The following is a 19631-nucleotide window of genomic DNA, read 5'->3' as shown; positions in this document are numbered from 1 at the left end:
CTTTTCGCGCCATATACGGCTCCTACGGTTACGCCAACGCTGACAGACAGCAAGGAGCGTGACACATGAGCCAGGCGGATCTGATCGTCCTGGACCAGGTCAACAAGCGCTACGGCGAGCACCACGTGCTCAGGGACGTGAACCTGACCGTCCGGCGGGGCGAGGTCGTCGTCGTCATCGGCCCGTCCGGAGCCGGCAAGTCGACGCTGTGCCGCGCGATCAACCGGCTGGAGACCATCGACTCCGGCACGATCACCGTGGACGGCACGCCGCTGCCGGCCGAGGGCAAGGCGCTGGCCCGGCTGCGGGCCGAGGTGGGCATGGTCTTCCAGTCGTTCAACCTCTTCGCGCACAAGACCGTCCTGGACAACGTCGTCCTCGGGCAGGTCCACGTGCTGAAGAAGCCGAAGGGCGAGGCCGTGCGCAAGGCCCGCGAATTGCTCGACCGGGTCGGCATCGGCGGCCAGGCGGCCAAGTTCCCCGCCCAGTTGTCCGGCGGGCAGCAGCAGCGGGTGGCGATCGCCCGCGCGCTGGCCATGGAGCCGAAGGTCATCCTGTTCGACGAGCCGACGTCGGCACTCGACCCGGAGATGGTCAACGAGGTGCTCGAGGTGATGACCTCGCTCGCCCGCGAGGGCATGACCATGGTCGTCGTCACCCACGAGATGGGCTTCGCCCGGCGGGCCGCCGACCGGGTCGTCTTCATGGCCGACGGCGAGATCGTCGAGCAGGACAGCCCCGACGGCTTCTTCGGCGCGCCGAGCAGCGAGCGCGCCCAGTCCTTCCTCGCCAAGATCCTCACTCACTAAGGAGCCCCCCGTGTTTGGAAGATCCCTTTTCGCAGTCTTCGCCGTCATGGCCGCGACCACCGCGTGCGGCGGCGGGTCGGAGTCGTACGCCTCCGTCGTGGACAAGGCCAAGAACGACAAGAAGCTGGTCATCGGGGTGAAGGCGGACCAGCCGGGTCTGGGACTGCGCACGCCGGACGGCGCGTTCGCCGGGTTCGACATCGAGGTCGCCAAATACGTGGCCAACGAGCTGGGCGTCGACCCCGCGAACGTCACGTTCAAGGAGACCGTCTCCGCCAACCGGGAGGCGTTCATCGAGCAGGGCCAGGTGGACCTGGTCGTGGCGACGTACTCGATCACCGACGCCCGCAAGCAGAAGGTGTCCTTCGCCGGGCCGTACTTCGTGGCCGGGCAGGACCTGCTCGTCCGGGCGGACGAGGCGGCGCTGACCGGCCCCGAGGCGCTCAACGGCAAGAAGCTCTGCTCGGTCGCCGGCTCGACCCCGGCGCAGAAGGTCAAGACGGAGTACGCCAAGGAAGTGCAGCTGCAGGAGGAGCGGACGTACTCGGCGTGCGTGGACCGGGTGCTCGGCGGCCAGCTCGACGCCATCACCACCGACAACGTCATCCTGGCCGGCTACGCCGCGCAGCACGCGGGCAAGCTGAAGGTGGTCGGCAAGCCGTTCAGCACCGAGAAGTACGGCATCGGGCTGAAGAAGGACGACACCGCCGGCCGCAAGGCGGTCAACGACGCGCTGCAGAAGATGTTCTCCGACGGCAGCTGGACGAAGGCGCTGCAGGCCAGCGTGGGCGCCTCCGGCTTCGCCCTGCCGCAGGCGCCGCAGCTGGAGCGGTACTGATCCTATGGAAGCGTTGCTCTTCGAACGCGACACCATCCTGGCCGCGTTCTGGATGACCGTACGGCTGACGGCGATCAGCGCGCTCGGCTCCCTGATCCTGGGGACGGTGCTGGCCGCCATGCGGGTCGCCCCGCTGGCCTCCCTGCGCGGGGCCGCGAGCGTCTACGTGTCGGTGGCCCGCAACACGCCGCTCACGCTGGTGCTGCTGTTCACCGGCCTCGGCATCGGCGCCAACCTCGGCGTCGAGCTGTCCGACGACATCGCGACCAACAACTTCTGGCTCGCGGTCATCGGGCTGACCGCCTACACCTCGGCGTTCATCTGCGAGGCGCTGCGCTCCGGCCTCAACACGGTGCCGGTCGGGCAGGCCGAGGCGGCCCGGTCGCTGGGGCTGGGCTTCGTCAAGACGCTGCGGCTGATCACGTTGCCGCAGGCGTTCCGCGCGGTCGTGGCGCCGCTGGGCAGCATCCTCATCGCGCTGACCAAGAACACCACGATCGCGCTGGTGGTGGGTGTCAGCGAGGCGTCCGTGCGGATGCGCGAGATGATCGAGACGTACGGGGACCAGGTGATCGAGATCTTCCTCGGCTTCGCGGCCGGGTTCGTGCTGCTGTGCCTGCCGATGGGGCTGCTGTTCGGCTGGCTGTCGAAGCGGATGGCGGTGGCCCGATGAGCTTCGCCAACCTGTACGAGGCGCCGGGGCCGCGCGGGATCCGCCGCAACCGGCTGCTGGCGGCGGTGGTCGCGCTGGTGCTGCTGGCGATCGCGTACGTCGTGTACGTGCGCTTCGACCAGAAGGAGCAGTGGGCGGCCGAGAAGTGGCTGCCGCTGCTGAGGGGCGACGTGTGGGCCACGTTCATCCTGCCCGGCCTGGCGGGGACGCTGGGCGCGGCCGTGGCGGGCGTGGTGCTGGCCGGGCTCTTCGGGATCGTGTTCGCGACCGCCCGCATGTCCGACCATCGGTGGATCCGGGTGCCCGCCGCCATGGTGGTGGAGTTCTTCCGCGCCGTCCCGCTGCTGCTGCTGATCTTCTTCGCCTTCTTCGGCTCGTTCGTGCTCATCGGCGTGAACATCTCCGCCTTCGCCGCCGTCGTCTTCGGGCTCACCCTCTACAACGGCTCGGTGATCGCGGAGATCATCCGGGCCGGCGTGCAGAGCCTGCCGAAGGGGCAGCGGGAGGCGGCGTACGCGGTCGGCATGCGCAAGGGGCAGGTCATGCGGCTCGTGCTGCTGCCGCAGGCGCTGCGGGCGATGATGCCCGCCCTGGTCAGCCAGTTCATCGTTCTGCTGAAGGACTCGGCGCTCGGGCTGATCGTCGGCTACGACGAGCTGGTCGACCGCGGGCTGAACGGGATCGCGGCCAACTTCTCCAACGTCATCCCGGCGGCGATCCTCATCGCGGCCATCTTCATCCTGATCAACGTGTCTCTGGATCGGCTGGCCCACCGGCTCGGCGCGGCGTGACCGGCGACCCCCGTTGCCGCCGTCGGCGAGGACAATGATCCCATGGCGCTCACCCCCGGCCCGCTCGCCGGCTCACCTGGCCCCTTCTCCGGTCGTCACGTCGCCGATCTCGCTCACGACCTCCGCCGCGGCCGCGCCACGTCGGCCGAGCTGGTCGAGCAGGCGCTCGACGCGATCGCCGCGCTCAACCCGGCGCTCAACGCCTTCGTCACGATGGACGCCGCCGGCGCCCGGGCGGCCGCGCGGCGAGCGGACGAGGAGCTGGCGGCGGGCACGGACCGGGGGCCGTTGCACGGCATTCCGGTCGCGGTGAAGGACCTCATCATGATCGCTGGGCTACGGGTGACGATGGGGTCGCGGCATTTCGCCGGCCACGTCGCGGAGGCCGACGCCGAGTGTGTCGCGCGGCTGCGCCGGGCGGGCGCCGTCATCGTGGGCACGACCACGACCCATGAGTTCGCCTACGGCCCGACGGGTGACCGCTCCGCGTCCGGGCCCGCGCGCAACCCGTGGGATCAGGGCCGCATGACGGGCGGCTCCAGCGCCGGCAGTGGGGCGGCGGTCGCGGCGGGGCTGGTGCCGCTCGCGCTCGGCACCGACACGGGTGGCTCCGTGCGGATCCCGGCGGCGCTGTGCGGCGTGGCGGGCTTCAAGCCCGCGTACGGTGCGATCCCGGCCGACGGCGTGTTCCCGTTGTCGCGGACGCTCGATCACGTCGGCGTCCTGGCGGGCGGCGCGGAGGACTGCCTGCTGGCCTACACGTGCCTGACCGCGCCACCTGGCGGAAGCGGCCGAATGGAGGCCGGCCGGCGGGTTCGCGTGGCGTGGCTCGATCCCGCCGGCCTCTTCCCCGGCGATCCGCGGGTGGTGCGGGCCGTGCTCGCGGCGGCGGGGCCTCTGGAGGAGGTCCACCTGCCCGAGGGCGTCGCGGACACGCTGCGGGAGACGTACACGACCATCCAGAGTTGTGAGACGGCGGCCGTGCACGCCGACCGCCTGGCCACCGCGCCCGAGTTGTTCGACTCCGAGGTGCTCGAACGCCTCCGCGTGGCCGCGGAGGTGCCCGGCTGGCGGTACGTCCGCGCCATGGACGCCCGGGCCGGTCTCGCCGGGGCCGTGGACGCGTTGTTCGACCGCCACGACGTGCTGGCGCTGCCGACCGTGCCGATCATTGCCCCGCCGCTGGGCCTGCGCGAGACCGAGATCGACGGCCGACCGGCCGCCGTCCGCGCCGCCTTGCTCGCGCTGACCAGCCCGTGGAACGTCCTGGGTCTGCCCGCCCTGACGCTGCCCGCCGGGACGGTGGACGGCCTGCCGGTCGGCCTCCAGCTCGTCGGCCGCCCCGGCCAGGAGTCCCTGATCTTCGAAGCCGCCGCGCGCTGAGCCGAAGCCACCGGGTCAGCGGGGTGCGGCCGCCTCCGCGTGGACGAGGCGCATACCGTCGGGCAACCCCGTGACCGAGGCCGTACCGTCGTGGCCGATGCTCACCTCGACGTCGTGCCCGGCGACCCGTAGCCCGCCCACGGTCAGCGCGCCCAGGACGGCGCCGGACAGCGGGCGCAGCAGCGCCCGTCCCTCGGGCACGTCGGGGTGCAGGCCGAGCGCCGCGTGCGCGATGGTGAGCGCGGCGGCGGCGGACCAGGCCTGGGGGCGGCAGGCGGCGGGATAGGCGACGGGTCGCACCACCCGCTCGCGGGCGTCGCCCGCATACAGCTCCGGCAGCCGGTAACCGAAGGACTCCGCCGCGGCGAGCAGCCCTTCGGCGAGCGTGGCCGCCTCCGCCTCGAAGCCCTCGCCGGCCAGCCCGGCGAGCACGATGGCCGTGTCGTGCGGCCAGACGGATCCGCAATGGTAGGACAGCGGGCTGAACCCGCCCTCCCCCGACGACATCGTCCGCAGCCCGAAGCCCTCCGCCATGCCGGGCGCCGCCAGCAGCGCGGCGACCTCGGCCGATTCCTTCCTCGACAACAACCCGGTTCCGAGGAGGTGGCCGATGTTGCTGGTGAGGGCGTCCACCGGCCGCTTGTTCCGGTCGAGCGCCAGCGCGGGGAAGCGGCCGTGGACGCCCTCCACCCAGAAGGCGGCGCGGAACCGCTCGGCCAGGGCTTCGGCGTACTCACGCCACCGGGCGGCGCCGGGGATGCCGAAGGCGTCCAGGAGGGCGGCCCCGTCCAGGGCGGCCCGGTGGGCGTAGCCCTGCACCTCGGCCAGCGCGATCGGCGGCTCGGCCCGGCCGCCGTCGTGGAAGCGCACCGCGTCCCCGGAGTCCTTCCACCCCTGATTGGCCAGGCCTCGGCCGCTGGCGTCGACGTACTCGATGAACCCGTCGCCGTCGGAATCGGCGTGCTCGGCCAGCCAGCCCAAAGCCGCCCGCAGGCCAGGCAGCAGCGCCTCCACCTCCGCGTCCGGCATGCCCCAGCGCCACGCGTCGTGCAGGAGGCTGATCCACAGCGGGGTGGCGTCGATGGTGCCGTAGTAGGCGGCGGGCAGGCGCCGGTCCTGCTCCCCCAGCGTGAACGCGTTCCGCCGTAACTCGTGCATGATCTTCCCAGGCGCCTCGCCGGTGTGCGGGTCCAACCGCTGGCCCTGGCGGCGGGCCAGCACGCGCAGGGTGCCGGCGGCCAGCCGGGTGCCCAGCGGCAGCAGCATCCGGGCGGCCCAGATGCTGTCCCTGCCGAACAACGTCAGGAACCACGGCACCCCGGCGCCGAGGAAGGTGTCGCCGGGCGCTCCCGGTTCGGCCAGGCGTAACGAGCGGAGGTCGGCCAGTGCCTGGTCGAGGAGCCGGACGATGCGGCGGTCGGCGGCGGTCACGCGCGGCACGCTCCACTCGAGCGGTCCGGTGGCCGGCACCACAACGGCGGCCGGATCGTGCACGACCAGGCTCCAGCGCAGCGTGACCCGGCCCCGCGGGGGCAGTGTGACCTCCCACGTCAGGGACGCGTGCTCCCCCGCCCGTGCCCGTGATCCGTGCCCGCTGACGGTGACCTGGGTCGTCTCCGACCGCCAGGACAGCCGCCCCTCGCCGGCCGGGACGCCGGCCGCCTGTGGGGCGGCGATGGGGGGCTGGGCGGCGGGCGGGGCCGCGGGATGGGTGGCGGTGCGGCCTGATTTGACGTCTTCGATGGCGGCGAAGTCACAGGCCAGCTCGACGATGACCGTGGCGGTCACCGGCACGGAGGCGGTGGAGACGATCTCGATGTGCTCGTCCATCCCGTACGGGCCGAGCTCACGCACCCGGTCCAGCCGCACCGTGGGATCGGCCGTGCGGTCGCCGAGCCAGCGCGCCAGCGACACGAACCGCGTCCGCCCCGCCCCGGCAGGCGCGTGCCCGACGCCCTCCGGTTCCCGTCCGTCGAGCAGGAGCCTGGCCAGCGACAACACCCGGCGGTCGGCGCGGAAGAGCCCCTGCACGCCGGCCTGGCGGATCTGACCGTCGGGGCCGCTGAGCGCGCTCGCGGGTGCCATGACCGTACTGACCAGGTCGTGCAGCAGCGGCTGAAGCACGAAGACTCCCCCTCTTGACAGAAGCGTGTCGGCGGTGGAAATTTCGTAACAATCCGCTAATTTGAACGATCAAATCATGCCTCACCGAACTTTGAACGTTCAACCCCCCGAAAGGCGATTCATGGCGGAAAAGGTGACGATCATGGATGTGGCCCGGGCGGCAGGCGTGTCCCGGCAGACGGTGTCGAACACGCTCAACAGCCCCGAGGTCGTCCGTGAGGAGACCCGCCGCCACGTGCTGGACGTGATCGAACGGCTCGGCTACCGCGCCAACCAGGCCGCCCGCCAGATGCGTACGGGCCGCTCCCGCCTGATCGCCATCCGCATCGACCCGGGCGGCGACGGCATCAGCGGTTCGGTGCTGGACACGTTCCTGCACGGCCTGACCGAGTCGGCGGCCCGCGCCGGTTACCGGGTCCTGCTCTACACCGCCGCGGACGACCGTTCGGAGATCGCGGCCTTCGAGGACCTGCTCGGCTCGTACGAGCCGGACGCCTTCGTACTGACGGCCACGCACCATGACGACCTCCGCACCTCCTGGTTATTGGAGCGGGGGTTGCCGTTCGTGGCGTTCGGCCGGCCGTGGAGCGATCTGCCGGGCGCGCGCCATCCGTGGGTGGACGTGGACGGCGCGGCGGGGACCGAGGCGGCCACCCGCCGCCTGCTGGCCGCCGGGCACCGGCGGATCGGCTTCATCGGCTGGCCCCCGGGCTCCGGCGTGGGCGACGACCGGCGGGCGGGATGGGCCCGCACGATGGCCCAGCACGGCCCGGCCCCGGATGGCCGCGGCCGGGCGAGCGCGGATGCAACGGCCCCGGACGGCCGCAGCACGGCAAGCGCGGACGCAATGGCCCTCGAGGGCCTCAGCCGCGCGGTCGAGGACGGCGTGGAGAGCGGCGAACGTGCGGCCCGGGACCTGCTCGCCGCCGACCCCGGCGTGACCGCCTTGGTGTGCGCGAGCGACTCGCTCGCCCTCGGCGCCCTCAACACCCCGGGCCGGCGGGTCGCCGTGATCGGCTTCGACGACACGCCGGCGGCCAGGGCGGCCGGCCTGACCAGCGTCCGCCAGCCGCTCGCCGAGGCCGCGGCCGCCTGCGTCGAGCTGCTCACCCGCACCCTCGGCCACGCGGCCGCACCGGCCGAGCACGTGCTGCTCGAGCCGTCCCTCACCGTCAGGCGGTCGGCATGACCCCCTAGCCCCAAGCCCAACGCGAGAACAGGACCCCCCGATGATGCCAAGAACCCGCCGGGCCACGGCGCTCGGCAGCCTCGCCTGCGCCTCCCTGCTCCTGACGTCCTGCGGTGGCCGCGGCTTCGACGACCCGCCCGGCGGGCCCGCCCAGCAGACCACCGGCCCCGTCTCCCTGCAGATCCTCATCGGCTCCTCCGGCGACGCCGAGACCGCCGCCGTCAAGCAGGCGGCCCAGGCTTGGGCCGCCTCCGCCGGCGCCTCGGCCACCGTGACGCCCGCGCAGGACTTACAGCAGCAGCTCGGCCAGGCCTTCGCCGGCGACAACCCACCCGACGTGTTCTACGTGGACGCCGTCCGCCTCGCCGACTACGCCAGCGTCGGCGCGCTCGAGCCGTACGGCAACAAGATCAGCAACCCGGACGACTTCTACCCCACGCTGCGGACCGCGTTCACCTACAACGGCACGTTCTACTGCGCGCCGAAGGACTTCTCCACCCTGGCCCTGATCGTCAACCAGGACCTGTGGTCCAAGGCCGGGCTGAGCGACGCCGACGTGCCGACGACGTGGGAGCAGCTGACCTCGGTGAGCGAGAAGCTCAAGGCCAAGGGCATCACCCCGCTGGCGCTGGGCGACACGCGCGATCGCATCGGCGCGTTCATGGTCCAGGCCGGCGGCTGGCTCACCAGCGCCGACGGCAAGCAGGCCACCGCCGACAGCCCGCAGAATCTCGCGGCGCTCGAGTACGTACGCTCCCTGCTGTCCGGCGAGCTGGCCCGCTCCCCCAGCCAGCTCGACGCGGGCTGGGGCGGCGAGGCGTTCGGCAAGGGCAAGGCCGCGATGACCATCGAGGGCAACTGGATCAAGGGAGCGCTCAAGGCGGACTTCCCCGACGTCAAGTACACCGCGTACGAGCTGCCCGCAGGCCCCGAGGGCAAGGGCACGCTGTCGTTCACCACCTGCTGGGGCATTTCCGCCAAGAGCCGGCACAAGCAGCAGGCCATCTCGTTCGTCGAGGCGATGACCAAGGCCGACCAGCAGATGGCCTTCGCCCGGGCGTTCGGCGTCATGCCGTCGCGGCAGTCGGCCAAGAGCGCCTACACCGCCGAGTTCCCCGCTGACGCACCGTTCGTCAACGGCGCCGACTACGCGCAAGGGCCGGTCAACGCCCCGAAGATGGAAAGTGTCCTGGCCGACTTCGACACCGGCCTGCAGCGGCTGACCTCCACCGCGCCCAAGACACTGCTGCAACGCGTGCAGAAGAACACCCAGGCCGCCCTCGGCACGTCATGATCGCTCGCCGGCCCGGCGCCGCGCGGGAGACCCTCGCCGGCTGGCTGTTCGTCGCCCCGGTCGTGGTGATCCTGGGCCTGTTCATGCTGGCGCCGATCCTCATGGCCATGTGGGTGAGCCTGACCGACTGGAACGGGCAGGGCAGCCCGTTCCGCTCCGGCGTCCCCTTCGTCGGCCTCGACAACTACACCCGGCTGTTCGCCGAGGAGGGGCTGACCCGGCAGGACTTCATGACGAGCGTGCGCAACAACGCCTATTACGTGGCCATCGTGGTGCCCGCCCAGACCGTGCTGGCGCTCGGCCTGGCATTGATCGTCAACGCCCGGCTGCTGCGGGGCAGGACGTTCTTCCGCGCGGCGTTCTTCTTCCCGTCGGTCACCAGCTCGGTCGCGATCAGCGTGGTGTTCCTGTTCGTGTTCGCCAATTCGGGGGCGGTCAACGGCCTGCTGGCGTTGTTCGGCGTGGACGGGCCGCAGTGGTTCGCCGATTCGCGCGGGGTGCTGCACCTGCTGCTGGGGGCGGTCGGGCTGGCCGATCCGGCCGCGCCGCCGCAGGCGCTGACCGGCGGCGGGCCGTTCGGGCTCTCGTGGTGGGAGTGGTTGTCCGGCCCGAGCGTGGCCATGGTGACGATCATCGTGCTGGTCGTGTGGACCACGTCGGGGACGTACATGCTCATGTTCCTGGCCGCGCTGCAGGACATCCCCGTGTCGCTGGAGGAGGCCGCCATGCTGGACGGCGCGGGCCGGTGGGGGGTGTTCCGGCACGTGACGCTGCCGATGTTGCGGCCCGCGCTGTTCCTGGTGCTGACGCTGGGGCTGATCGCGACGTGGCAGGTGTTCGACCAGGTCTACGTGATGAGCCAGGGCAATCCCGCCAAGACCACGCTCACACCGGCGTACCTGTCCTACGAGAGCGCCTTCGGCTCCTTCGAGTACGGCACCGGCACGGCGATCTCGTTCGTGCTGTTCTTCATCATCGTGGTGCTCACGCTGGTCCAGCGGTGGGTCATGAGAGGGAGGGGGTGAGCATGGCCCGCGACCCGCGCACCGGCCCCCGCGCGCTGGCCTCGACCTTCGCCGGCTACTTCGTGCTGGTCTTCTTCGCGCTCGTGTTCCTGTACCCGTTCGTCATCCAGATCGCGACCTCGTTCAAGACCGAGCCGGACGCGGCGGCCCACCCCCTGTCACCCTTCCCCGATCCGGTGTCGCTCGCCGGCTACGAGCGCGTGTTCGCCGGCACCGGCCTGCCGCTGTGGCTGGGCAACTCTGTGCTGGTGACGCTGGTCATCACGGCCGGGCGGGTGCTGCTGGACTCCATGGCCGGGTACGCGCTGGCCCGGCTGCGGTTCGGGGGCCGGCGGGCGCTGTTCTCGGCCATCGTGGCGATCATCGCGGTGCCGGGGGTAGTGCTGTTCATCCCGAAGTTCCTGGTGCTGAACCAGCTCGGCCTGTACGACAGCTACACCGCGCTCATCCTGCCCGTGATCGCGGACGCCACCGGGGTCTTCATCATGAAACAGTTCTTCGAGTCGATCCCGACGACCGTGGAGGAGGCGGCCCGGGTCGACGGCGCCGGGGTGTTGCGCACGTTCTGGTCCGTGGTGCTGCCGATGGCCCGGCCCGCGCTGATCACGCTCACCATCATCTCCTTCCAGGGCTCCTGGAACGAGTTCCCGCACACGCTGGTCGCGGTGCAGAGCCCGGAGTTGTTCACGTTGCCGCGCGGGCTGGCCGACCTGGTGAGCGGGTCGCTGGGCAAGGGCACGCAGTATCCGCTCAAGCTGGGCGCGGCCTTGCTGGCCACGATCCCGGTGGCGGTCGTCTTCGTGGTGTTCCAGCGGTACTTCGTGCGCGGCGCCAACGAGGGCGCCGACAAGGCCTGAGCCCTTGCCGGCGGTCTGCCCGCGTCGGTCAGCTCACCAGCCGGGCGGCCAGACCGTGGTCGCCTCCGGCGGCGATGAACGTGATGCCGGTACGCCCGGCGACCGGGAACACCGGCATCGGCACGGGTTTGCCGGTGCCGGTCTGGCCGGACTCGTACTGACCCCAGCCGTAGGCTTCCCCGCCGCTCGTCAACGCCAGCCCGAAAGCGCAACCCGCCGCGACCGCCGCGAACTGTGCATCTCGCTTGCCGAGTCGGCCACCCTGATGGGCCAACTCGTGTGGGACGCGTCGCAGAGGCGCGACGACGCCGTGTCGGTGCAGTACTTCGACCAGGCGATCGCCGCCGCCAGGGAAGTCAGAGATCCCATCCTCGAAGCTCACGCCCACCTCCGGAAAGGCTTCGTCGCCTTGTACGGCACCAAAGACGTCAGAGAAGGGCTGCGCCTCTGCAACGAGACGGCGCTTGTCAGTCGGAAGGTCAGCGACGTACTCACCGGTCTGGGCTTTCTGCACGTCAGCGAGGCGTACGCGATGCTGGGAGAAAGGCGCCACTGCGAAAGGGTCCTGGGAAAGGCGGAGGACAGTTTCGCCCGCATCCACCACGACGATGAAGCGCTGCACATGTTCTCGCCCACCCAATTCGACCGCCTGGCGGGCTCCTGCTACCTGTCCCTCGGCGTGAACCACAAGGCCGAACAGATCCTGACCAAGTCGGCACGCAGCCTGGTCCGCTGGAAGAAATCCCAGTCCATCGTGCTGGGCAACCTCACACTCGCCTACGTCCGGCAAGGCAAGCTGGAAGAGGCGTGCGGCACCCTGCACCAGGCCATCGACCTCATCCAGGAGACGCGCGGAGCAGGCGGACTGAACATCGCCTTCACCGCAGGCAGGGAGCTTGCACCCTGGTGCCACGAGCCAGGGGTTCAGGAGATCAGCGATCGGCTGTTCGCGCTGATGGCGACGTGATGGACTGACGGTATGAGCCTCGACGATGACAAGTGCGCGGCCCGGGAACGCATCTGGTCGGCGCTGATCGAAGCCGAGATCTCCGCACCGGATGCACACGGCCATATCCCTCAGTTCGTCGGCTCAGACAGCGCGGCCGACCTGCTCGCGACCACGGATGCCTGGCGACGAGCGCGTACGGTGAAGGCCAACCCGGACACGGCGCAGTTGCTGATGCGCGCTCGTGCTCTGACCGAAGGCAAGATCCTCTACATGGCGGTCCCGAAGATCGCCACCATCGAGCCGTTCTACCTCATCGATCCCGCGCACTCCACGCTGCCGCCTGGCCAAGCCGCCTCCAGTAGCACAGCCGCACATGCGAGCCCTCGGGTGGGCCCAGAGCACATGCGCCCGATCGACCTGATCGTCTGCGGCACCGTCGCGGTCAACCGGGAGGGAGTACGGCTAGGCAAGGGAGCGGGTTACTCCGACATCGAGGTGGCTCTCCTGATCGAGGACGGCCTTGTCACCAACGACACGCTGATCGTCACCACGGTGCATTCGCTCCAGGTGGTCGATGAACCGCTGCCGGAAACGGCGCACGACTTTCGGGTCGACCTGATCGTCACGGAAAAGGACATCATCACCTGCCCACGTTCTCCACGCCCAAGCGGGGTGATCTGGTCCAGCATGCCCGCGGACAAGATCGCCGCAATCCCGATCCTCGGATTGCGCGCCAAGGAGAACCTGAGCTAGATCAGCGGGCACCACTCGCCATGCAAAGTGCGTAGCCGTCAAACGAGGTTTAGCGCCCCGGGCGAGATCATCACCCGGGGCGCCAAACCTCGTTTGACAGATCCACAGAACACTGCGAAACATCGTGAATCGCGGGGCTCGCCTCTTCAATCCTGACCAGTCCGGGACCTTCGCAGATCCGGTCAGGCGACGCGTTGCCAGGTGTCCCCGAAGTCGGCGATGACCTTCAGTTCTCCGCCCAGAGCGTGGATGTACAGGCCGAGGGTGGCCAATTCGGCGATGGACCCGCTCTCGATCGCCGAGACGCGCTGCTGGGACACCCCCATCGCCTGAGCCACCTCGGCTTGGGTCAGCCCGACCTTCTTACGCATGTCTGCCAGGAACCCCCCGCGCACCTGGGCCACCCGGCGCTCCCGTGCCTCCTCCAACGCCTGGCGGTCGTCGGGGTGGACGAACTCGGTGATGAACTCCTCACGCGTATAGGAGTGGAACTCGGTGCTCATGGCAACTCCTTCAGATACGCCTCATACCACTGCTCGGCCAGCGGGATGGCTTGTCGGTACCACTGGTTCCATTGCCCGGACTTGTCGCCCGCGATCAGGAGGACCGCGTTGCGGAGGGGATCGAAGATGAACAGGATCCGTACTTCGCTGGTTCCGCTGGACCCGGGCCGCAACTCTTTGAGATTGTGCAGGCCGGAGCCGCTGATCCGATCCACCAAAGGGCGCCCCAGGGCCGGTCCCTCATCCAAGAGCCGGTCGATGGCCTCGGCCACCAGCCTCCGCGTCACCGCATCTCCAGTACGCAACTCGTGGAGCCAGTCGCGTACCTGGGTGGTCAACACCAGTCGATATGCCATCCGCCCTCCAGACACAATAATCTTATTGTACTCAACGGGAGGCGGATGAACATGCTCTTCCGCGCCACGCTGCCCGCGCCTTCCCCGCTCCGGATAATGCTGCCAGGATCGGCGACTCGCGCTCGGCTTCGGTCAAGGGTGGCGCTCGCGCCGCCGGCGCGGCGTCGTGATGCTCACTGACGGCATAGACCACAATGCCGGGAAACCAAGTCCGATACCGCCGCCAGCTGCAGTTTCCCCTCGCCGGTAGGAATCTCGGTGCCGTCCCCGACCCATCGCTGGTCCGGCGCGCTCACCCCGAAGTCCCGCTGGAGCTGGTCGGAGGCGTGCCACCGGCCACCATCCCGGCGGGTGGTGCTCTTGCGCTTGCAGCTCGGGCGGGCGGCCAGCCCACCCACGCGCATGATCTCGCCACCGTGTTGTCGGAGAACCCGCCAGCCCTCCCGGCGCAAATGCTCGGCGATCCGGGACGAGCCGTCGGCTCCCTTGCGCCGCCAGAACATCGAGATCACCGCCTCGACCAGCCGTAACCGCCGCCGTTCCCGAGCACTGGGGCCTTCCCGGGCACGGCCCAGCCACTTGTACAACGAGGCCACCGAGCGGCCCAGCGCCCGGCACGAGACCGCATACGGGATGCCATGCTCGGTCCTCTGGGCGGCGATGAACGCCGCCAGCTTCACCGGGTCGTGTCCGTCGCCCAGAGGACCAAACTGCGCTTGAGCACTGTGAGACTGGAGAGACACCGCCCCTCCAGCCAGGGTCTGACCCAGCTTGAGACTGGCCCCGTGCCTTGGTGATGACCTGTCGCCCTGGCCTGGGCGGTGCCGCCGGACCAGGCGGTGATGTGTCCCTATGGGGGCCTCGCCATGTGCATCATCACAGTCCTGACCTCCTTGCCCGGCCGGTGACGACACCCAAAGCGCCGAGCCGTTGAGGGCGATCCGTGACTCGCCCCGCCGACACCACCAACGCCAACGCCCATGAAGAGCAAGCCCGAGCGCAGTCTCGTTACCGGCCGCGTCATATAGGCGGGTCCAGGTGCGGTCGGCCAGGTTCGGGTGCGCAGTGGTGGCCGACTCGGTGAGAGTTTCGATCAGGCCGAGGCTGTTGTAGCTGGTCCAAGTGGCGTTGCCGCGGCCGTCGGCGAGCCGGGTGCGGGCGCCGACCGCGTCGTAGCCGAAGCTGGTCGTGATCGATTTGCTAGCGGAGATAGGCTCGACCAGCTCGGTGAGCAGGTTGGTGGCGTCGTAACTGCGGCGGGTGACGTGGCCCTCGCCGGAGGTGTAGCGGGTCGGGTTGCCCACGGCGTCATAGCCTAGGCCGACGGTACGCACGGTGGCGCCCGTGTTGTCCAGGCTTGTCACGCTCGTCAAACGGCCAGCCAGGTCATAGGCGCCGACCGTGGAGTTGCCGAGCGCGTTGGTGACCTTGGCGGGGCGTGCGCGACCACCTGGAGCCGGCCAGCGCCGCCGCCGACGCGGTGCGAGCGTGGGAGGCGATCACCCCCGGTGGGACGCCCCCTGGCGGGGGACCGGCACTCGTGCTACTCGTTGAGAGCCGGTGCGGCTGGAGGCGGTGCTTCGCAGGATCAGTTTGGCGACCCGTTCCGGTGCGTCGTTCATCGGAACATGCCCGCATCCCGTCAGCTGGACCAGCCGCGCCCCAGGGATCACCGCCATGACACGGGCCGCCTGCCGGTCGGGTAGCAGCCGGTCATGCGTTCCCCAAGCGATGGTCACCGGTATGTCGGCAATGGTGCCGTTGAACAGATCCGGTGCCCGTCCAGCGCGCAAGGTCGCCTGGAAGGCCACCGATTGGCGCAACGCGCGCAGGCAGGCCGTCAGGGTGTCGGGCGGGCACCCGTCGGCGCTTCCGTACAGAATGCGGGTCAGGGCCACCTGTCCCACGACCGTGCCGGCCATCCGTTCCACGACGGTGTCGGGCAGCCGGGCGAGCTGGCGTGCGGTGGCCAGCACGGCGAAGGCGTAGCGTCGCTCGCCCTCGTTCCAGAATCCGGCCGGCGCCAGGGCGGTCACGCTGCGTACGAGCCCGGCCTGGGCCAGCCGTAGCGCGATCAGGCCGCCCAGCGAGTGGCCGACGACATGCGGCCGCCGTACGCCGAGCGCTTTGAACACCGCGCCCAGCCCCGACACCATGGTCGGCAGGTCACGCGGCACGTCGGCGGACAGGTCGGGAGACTGTCCGAAACCCGGCAGATCCAGCGTGATCGCCTCGCGTTCGGCTCCGAGCAGAGGGATCACCTGGTCCCAGGCATGCCTGTCTTGCCCGATTCCGTGCAGCAAGACCACGGGCTCGCCCGTCCCCTGCCGCTCGTAGGCCACGGTGATCGGAGCCACCCCGTTCGGGCGGCTTCGTACGAAACATGGTGCCTCGGCAGGCGCTGGATCCCGGTCACGATGACGGTTGGTCACCGGCAGCATCGAACCGGCTTGCCTGCTCGCCTCCACGCAGAGCTCGGCTGCTGTGCGCATCCCGGTTTGCAGGACGCCGCCCAGCTTGGTGACGGCGTCGAACCCGTTCGCCACCGTCGGCGGAACCTTCCACATGGCTTCCCGGACCCCCTTGTCACGGTGCGCCTTCTCCACAGGGTACTCGTTTATCCCGATTAGGTGACTTTGTCCCTGTTAGGTGACTTGAGCTTGTGACAAAGATCGGAACGATCGGCTGGAGGTGGTGCGGCGGTCCGCTCTAGAAGCATCCTTCTCCAATTTCACTTATGCCCCCGAATCCGACTTACACCCCAAGACTTGACCGATCTGGTCCGGCATCATGCCCATCTCCATGGTTTTGGGCGCCTGACGTCACCCGCAGTTGACGCCCTCGTCTGTCCCCCGCGGGGCACGACCCGAGCGTGCCAGGACGATTGCCTTTGGAAGGTTGAAATACCTGCTCTAGGCAGCAAAATCGGCCGCGGATCAGACTTGCGGGCCCCTGCGCGGGGCACGGGTCGAGACGGGGGGCGCCGGTCCGGTCGCGGCATGCCGAACAGACTGGGGCGCTGTGCCGACCCCTCCTCCACGAGTGCTGTCGCCGGCTGGGGACTTCCATGACATGCCACGCAACAGCGATCATCTCGGCCAAGCATGGGAGCCACGGCATTGCCCATCACCACCTCGATCGGGATGTTCATGCGCGAGCAGGCGCTGATCTCGTTGCGCCGGATCGTCAGCCTGGCGGCCGGCCCTGCCGCGCCCCGGATCGAGCGTGTGTTGCGCAGGCCGTGCGCCAGAGTCCTCACCCGTCTCGCCATGGCATTGCTCAGATCAGCCCAGGCGATGGGCGAGTGTCCCGGCGCCGGCAGTCACACGTGGCGGGTGATCGAAGCCGATGTCAGTATCACCACGCGGCAACGCCAGATGCTGATCGACATCTACGAGTCCTTCCACAAGGAAAACCACGCCAAGGCCGCGCTGGCCAGAGCGGCACATCGGGGCCGGCCTGCCCGGCACGGCGGCGCTTCACCGCTTGAGCGGCCATACCGCACCAGATACAAGGAGAAATGGCCCATGACCCTCTCCAAAGAAGTCAAGAGGATCGCCGAGTCCAAGCCGTTCTGCGCAGTGGCGGGCGCCAGCGGCTACGCGGCCGACCAGTGGCGAAAGATGCGCTCCCGCGATGTCCCCGCAACCGCCCGCACCCTGCCGAGTAAGACCGCCGAGACCATCACCCGGGACCTGCCCGCCAAGGCTCGCAGCTACCTCGACACCGCGGTGGACCGGGTCACCAAGGTCTACGACGACCTGGCCGTCCGCGGCCGGGAGATCGTCAGCACCTTCAGCCGGGAGGCCGCCCACGAGCTCGAGGAGGTCTCGGCGGTGGCGCAGCGGAAGCCCGCCCCGGCGGCCAGGGTCCCAGGCCGCAGGCAGGAATCCGTGGTCAAGCCGTCACCGGCCGGCGCTCCCGCGAGGAAGGGGCGCAAATCGGTAGTGCAGCCATCTCCGATCGGAAGCGCGGCCAAGGAGACCGCGGGGGCCGGCACGTCCCGTACGCGTAGCAAGGCCGGCCGCAAGACGTGACCAGACCATCCGGCCACACGGGCCCACACTCGATCGGGTGCGGGCCTTCACTCGCCCAGCCTCCGTTTCCGGCTGCCGAAGCGACCTTTCAGCCTTGGCGATCTCGTCCGGCGAACGCCCGGCTCACCGCGGGTAGGCGCCGCCGTCCAAGCTGAGCACCTAGTTCGTGAGGTAGCCGTTGCGCAGCACGGCCATGGCCAGGTCGGCCACCTCCTCCGGCCGCCCGAACCGCCCCACCGGCAGAGCCCCCGGGCGGGCCGTGGCCGGCAACATCTCCGTGTCCTCGATCAGCGCGGGCGCCAGGGCGTTCACCGTCACCCCGCGGGCGGCCACCCGCGCGGCCAGGAAGTGCACCAGGCCGTGCAGCCCCGCCTTGGACGCCGCGTATTGCGGTCCGACGATGCCGCCGGTGAAGCCCGCCACCGACGACATGAACAGCACCCGGCCAAACCCGCGCTCGGTCATCCCCGGCAGCGCCCGCTGCGCGAGCAGGAACGGCGCCCGCAGGTTGACCGCCATCGTGCGGTCCCACGTCTCGGCGTCCACCTCGGTGTACTCCTGCTGGACCGAGTACGCGGCGTTGGCGATCAGCACGTCCACCGGACCCAGCGCCTCGGCGGCGGCCGCGAGCAGCGCGGCTGGCGCCCGCGGGTCGGCCAGGTCCCCTGGCAGCGCCACCGCTCTCACTCCCGCGTCCCGCGCCTCGGCCACCAGTAGCTCGGCCGGGGCGGCGCGGGTGCCGTACGTGAAGGCGGTCCTGACCCCGGCGGCGACCAGCCGCCGCCCCGTGCCTGCCCGATGCCGCCTGACGCTCCGGTCAACACAGCCACCCGGCCATTGAGTTCGATCACAGCGTCAAGTCTTTCCCTGTGTGCTCAGGTGTAACTCGCGGTCCACCTGGAGCGTCTACGGTGCCGCCCATGACGATGCGCAGGTTAATCGCGAGCATGCTGGCCGGGGTCCTGGCCGGCGGTACGGTCGCCGTTGTGCTGATCCAGACACCACCCGCCACGGCGGAGCGTCGCGGCCAGGCCCCCATCGTGATCGGGCACAGGGGCGCCAGCGCGCACCGGCCCGAGCACACCCTCCTGGCCTACGAGGCGGCCATCGCCATGGGCGCCGACTACATCGAGCCCGACCTCGTCTCCACCAAGGACCACGTGCTGGTGGCCCGGCACGAGAACGAGATCTCGGGCACGACCGACGTGGCCACGCGGCCCGAGTTCGCGGGCCGGCGCACCACCAAGACCATCGACAACGCGCAGATCACCGGCTGGTTCACCGAGGACTTCACGCTGGCGGAGCTGAAGACGCTGCGGGCCAAGGAACGCATCCCCGACCTGCGGCCCGACAACACGGCCTTCGACGGGCTGGCGGAGATCCCGACGTTCGAGGAGGTCGTGCAGCTCGCGCTCAAGCACGGCGTCGGCGTCTATCCGGAGACCAAGCACCCGACCTACTTCGACACCCAGGGGCTGTCGCTGGAGGAGCCGCTGCTGGAGGTGCTGAACCGCCACAGCGTACGCAAGGCCTACATCCAGTCCTTCGAGACGGCGAACCTGCGCGACCTGCGTTCCAAGACCAAGTTGCCGCTGATCCAGCTCATCTCGGCCACCGGCAGGCCCTTCGACTGGGTCGCCGCGAACGACCCGCGCACCTACGACGACATGGTCAAGCCGGAAGGGCTGCGTGAGGTGGCCCAGTACGCCGACGGCATCGGCGTGGACACCCGGCGTGTGGTGCCGCTGGACGCCACGGGCAAGACGCTGCCGCCCACGACGATCGTGGCCGACGCCCACCGCAAGAGGCTCGACGTGCACGTCTGGACCGTGCGCAACGAGAACTCCCAGCTCCCGGCCGACTACCGGATGGGGAACCCGGCCAGTCCCGTGTACGCGCGGGCGACCGGCAACGTGATGGGCTGGCTGTCCAGGCTTCTCGAGCTGGGGATCGACGGCGCGTTCTGCGACGACCCCGGCATGGGCCGGGCCGTCGTGACCAAGCGGTCGCTCTAGCCGGTGCGGCGTCGGCGCCGCCCGCCTGTCCGGGC

General features: G+C 70.0%; 19 protein-coding genes. 13 read left to right on the top strand and 6 right to left on the bottom strand.

Translation table 11 applies throughout. From position 1 onward, the window contains the following. The first annotated feature begins 65 nt into the window (after positions 1-65). Genes Q9G87_RS32995 through Q9G87_RS32975 form a run of 5 tightly spaced genes read left to right on the top strand, consistent with a single transcriptional unit; the run spans position 66 to position 4494 of the window. Entirely contained in the window at positions 66-809 is a 744-nt protein-coding gene (locus Q9G87_RS32995) for an amino acid ABC transporter ATP-binding protein (protein WP_305920446.1), read from the top strand. A gap of 10 nt (positions 810-819) precedes the next feature. Beyond that, entirely contained in the window at positions 820-1647 is an 828-nt protein-coding gene (locus Q9G87_RS32990) for a glutamate ABC transporter substrate-binding protein (RefSeq protein ID WP_305920445.1), read from the top strand. A gap of 4 nt (positions 1648-1651) precedes the next feature. Then, on the top strand, positions 1652-2320 hold the full coding sequence (locus tag Q9G87_RS32985) for an amino acid ABC transporter permease (protein ID WP_305920444.1): 669 nt from the start codon (positions 1652-1654) through the stop codon (positions 2318-2320). Then, positions 2317-3111, top strand: coding sequence for an amino acid ABC transporter permease (locus Q9G87_RS32980; RefSeq protein WP_305920443.1), 795 nt, complete (start codon positions 2317-2319; stop codon positions 3109-3111). The genes Q9G87_RS32985 and Q9G87_RS32980 overlap by 4 nt, the downstream gene beginning before the upstream one ends. 42 nt (positions 3112-3153) lie before the next feature. Then, positions 3154-4494 carry an amidase gene (locus tag Q9G87_RS32975; RefSeq protein ID WP_305920442.1) on the top strand — a complete coding sequence of 447 codons (1341 nt, stop codon included), beginning with the start codon at positions 3154-3156 and terminating at the stop codon, positions 4492-4494. Between the two features lie 15 nt (positions 4495-4509). Here the strand turns inward: Q9G87_RS32975 and Q9G87_RS32970 are convergent, their stop codons facing one another. Continuing rightward, entirely contained in the window at positions 4510-6618 is a 2109-nt protein-coding gene (locus Q9G87_RS32970) for an amylo-alpha-1,6-glucosidase (protein ID WP_305920441.1), read from the bottom strand. Between the two features lie 121 nt (positions 6619-6739). On the opposite strand from Q9G87_RS32970, the gene Q9G87_RS32965 reads away from it, so the two are divergent. From Q9G87_RS32965 to Q9G87_RS32940, 6 genes are read left to right on the top strand one after another with little or no spacing between them, the layout of a single operon-like run. Then, positions 6740-7807 (top strand): LacI family DNA-binding transcriptional regulator, encoded by a 1068-nt coding sequence (locus Q9G87_RS32965; protein WP_305920440.1) that lies wholly within the window; start codon positions 6740-6742, stop codon positions 7805-7807. 40 nt (positions 7808-7847) lie between these two features. After that, complete coding sequence (locus Q9G87_RS32960; RefSeq protein WP_305920439.1) at positions 7848-9101, top strand: sugar ABC transporter substrate-binding protein; 1254 nt, start codon at positions 7848-7850, stop codon at positions 9099-9101. Continuing rightward, positions 9098-10126 carry a carbohydrate ABC transporter permease gene (locus Q9G87_RS32955; protein WP_305920438.1) on the top strand — a complete coding sequence of 343 codons (1029 nt, stop codon included), beginning with the start codon at positions 9098-9100 and terminating at the stop codon, positions 10124-10126. Before Q9G87_RS32960 ends, Q9G87_RS32955 begins: the two co-directional genes overlap by 4 nt. Positions 10127-10128: 2 nt before the next feature. Beyond that, entirely contained in the window at positions 10129-10983 is an 855-nt protein-coding gene (locus Q9G87_RS32950; RefSeq protein WP_305920437.1) for a carbohydrate ABC transporter permease, read from the top strand. A gap of 55 nt (positions 10984-11038) precedes the next feature. Further along, positions 11039-11950, top strand: a complete 912-nt coding sequence (locus Q9G87_RS32945; RefSeq protein WP_305920436.1) for a transcriptional regulator — start codon at positions 11039-11041, stop codon at positions 11948-11950. A gap of 12 nt (positions 11951-11962) precedes the next feature. Next, the gene (locus Q9G87_RS32940) at positions 11963-12685 is read left to right on the top strand and encodes a 5-formyltetrahydrofolate cyclo-ligase (RefSeq protein WP_305920435.1); all 723 of its coding nucleotides are present in this window, start codon (positions 11963-11965) and stop codon (positions 12683-12685) included. A 182-nt stretch (positions 12686-12867) separates the two neighbouring features. Here Q9G87_RS32940 and Q9G87_RS32935 read toward each other — a convergent pair whose 3' ends face one another. From Q9G87_RS32935 to Q9G87_RS32920, 4 genes are all read right to left on the bottom strand, one after another. Then, on the bottom strand, positions 12868-13188 hold the full coding sequence (locus Q9G87_RS32935; RefSeq protein ID WP_305920434.1) for a helix-turn-helix domain-containing protein: 321 nt from the start codon (positions 13186-13188) through the stop codon (positions 12868-12870). Then, on the bottom strand, positions 13185-13544 hold the full coding sequence (locus tag Q9G87_RS32930; RefSeq protein WP_305920433.1) for a type II toxin-antitoxin system RelE/ParE family toxin: 360 nt from the start codon (positions 13542-13544) through the stop codon (positions 13185-13187). The genes Q9G87_RS32935 and Q9G87_RS32930 overlap by 4 nt, the downstream gene beginning before the upstream one ends. Before the next feature lie 173 nt (positions 13545-13717). After that, positions 13718-14908, bottom strand: coding sequence for a hypothetical protein (locus Q9G87_RS32925; protein WP_305920432.1), 1191 nt, complete (start codon positions 14906-14908; stop codon positions 13718-13720). Positions 14909-15043: 135 nt separating this feature from the next. Continuing rightward, entirely contained in the window at positions 15044-16150 is a 1107-nt protein-coding gene (locus Q9G87_RS32920; protein ID WP_305920431.1) for an alpha/beta fold hydrolase, read from the bottom strand. A 513-nt stretch (positions 16151-16663) separates the two neighbouring features. Here Q9G87_RS32920 and Q9G87_RS32915 point away from each other — a divergent pair. Then, positions 16664-17581 carry a hypothetical protein gene (locus Q9G87_RS32915; RefSeq protein ID WP_305920430.1) on the top strand — a complete coding sequence of 306 codons (918 nt, stop codon included), beginning with the start codon at positions 16664-16666 and terminating at the stop codon, positions 17579-17581. Positions 17582-17740: 159 nt separating this feature from the next. Here the strand turns inward: Q9G87_RS32915 and Q9G87_RS32910 are convergent, their stop codons facing one another. Beyond that, positions 17741-18358, bottom strand: a complete 618-nt coding sequence (locus Q9G87_RS32910) for an SDR family NAD(P)-dependent oxidoreductase (protein ID WP_305920654.1) — start codon at positions 18356-18358, stop codon at positions 17741-17743. A 143-nt stretch (positions 18359-18501) separates the two neighbouring features. Between Q9G87_RS32910 and Q9G87_RS32905 the strand changes: the two genes are divergently transcribed. Then, a complete protein-coding gene (locus Q9G87_RS32905; protein WP_305920429.1) occupies positions 18502-19596 on the top strand; it encodes a glycerophosphodiester phosphodiesterase in 1095 nt (364 codons plus the stop codon). Positions 19597-19631: the final 35 nt, after the last annotated feature.

This window comes from Nonomuraea turcica, assembly GCF_030718205.1.
Lineage (GTDB): Bacteria > Actinomycetota > Actinomycetes > Streptosporangiales > Streptosporangiaceae > Nonomuraea.
This window is presented reverse-complemented; position numbering and strand designations above follow the sequence as displayed.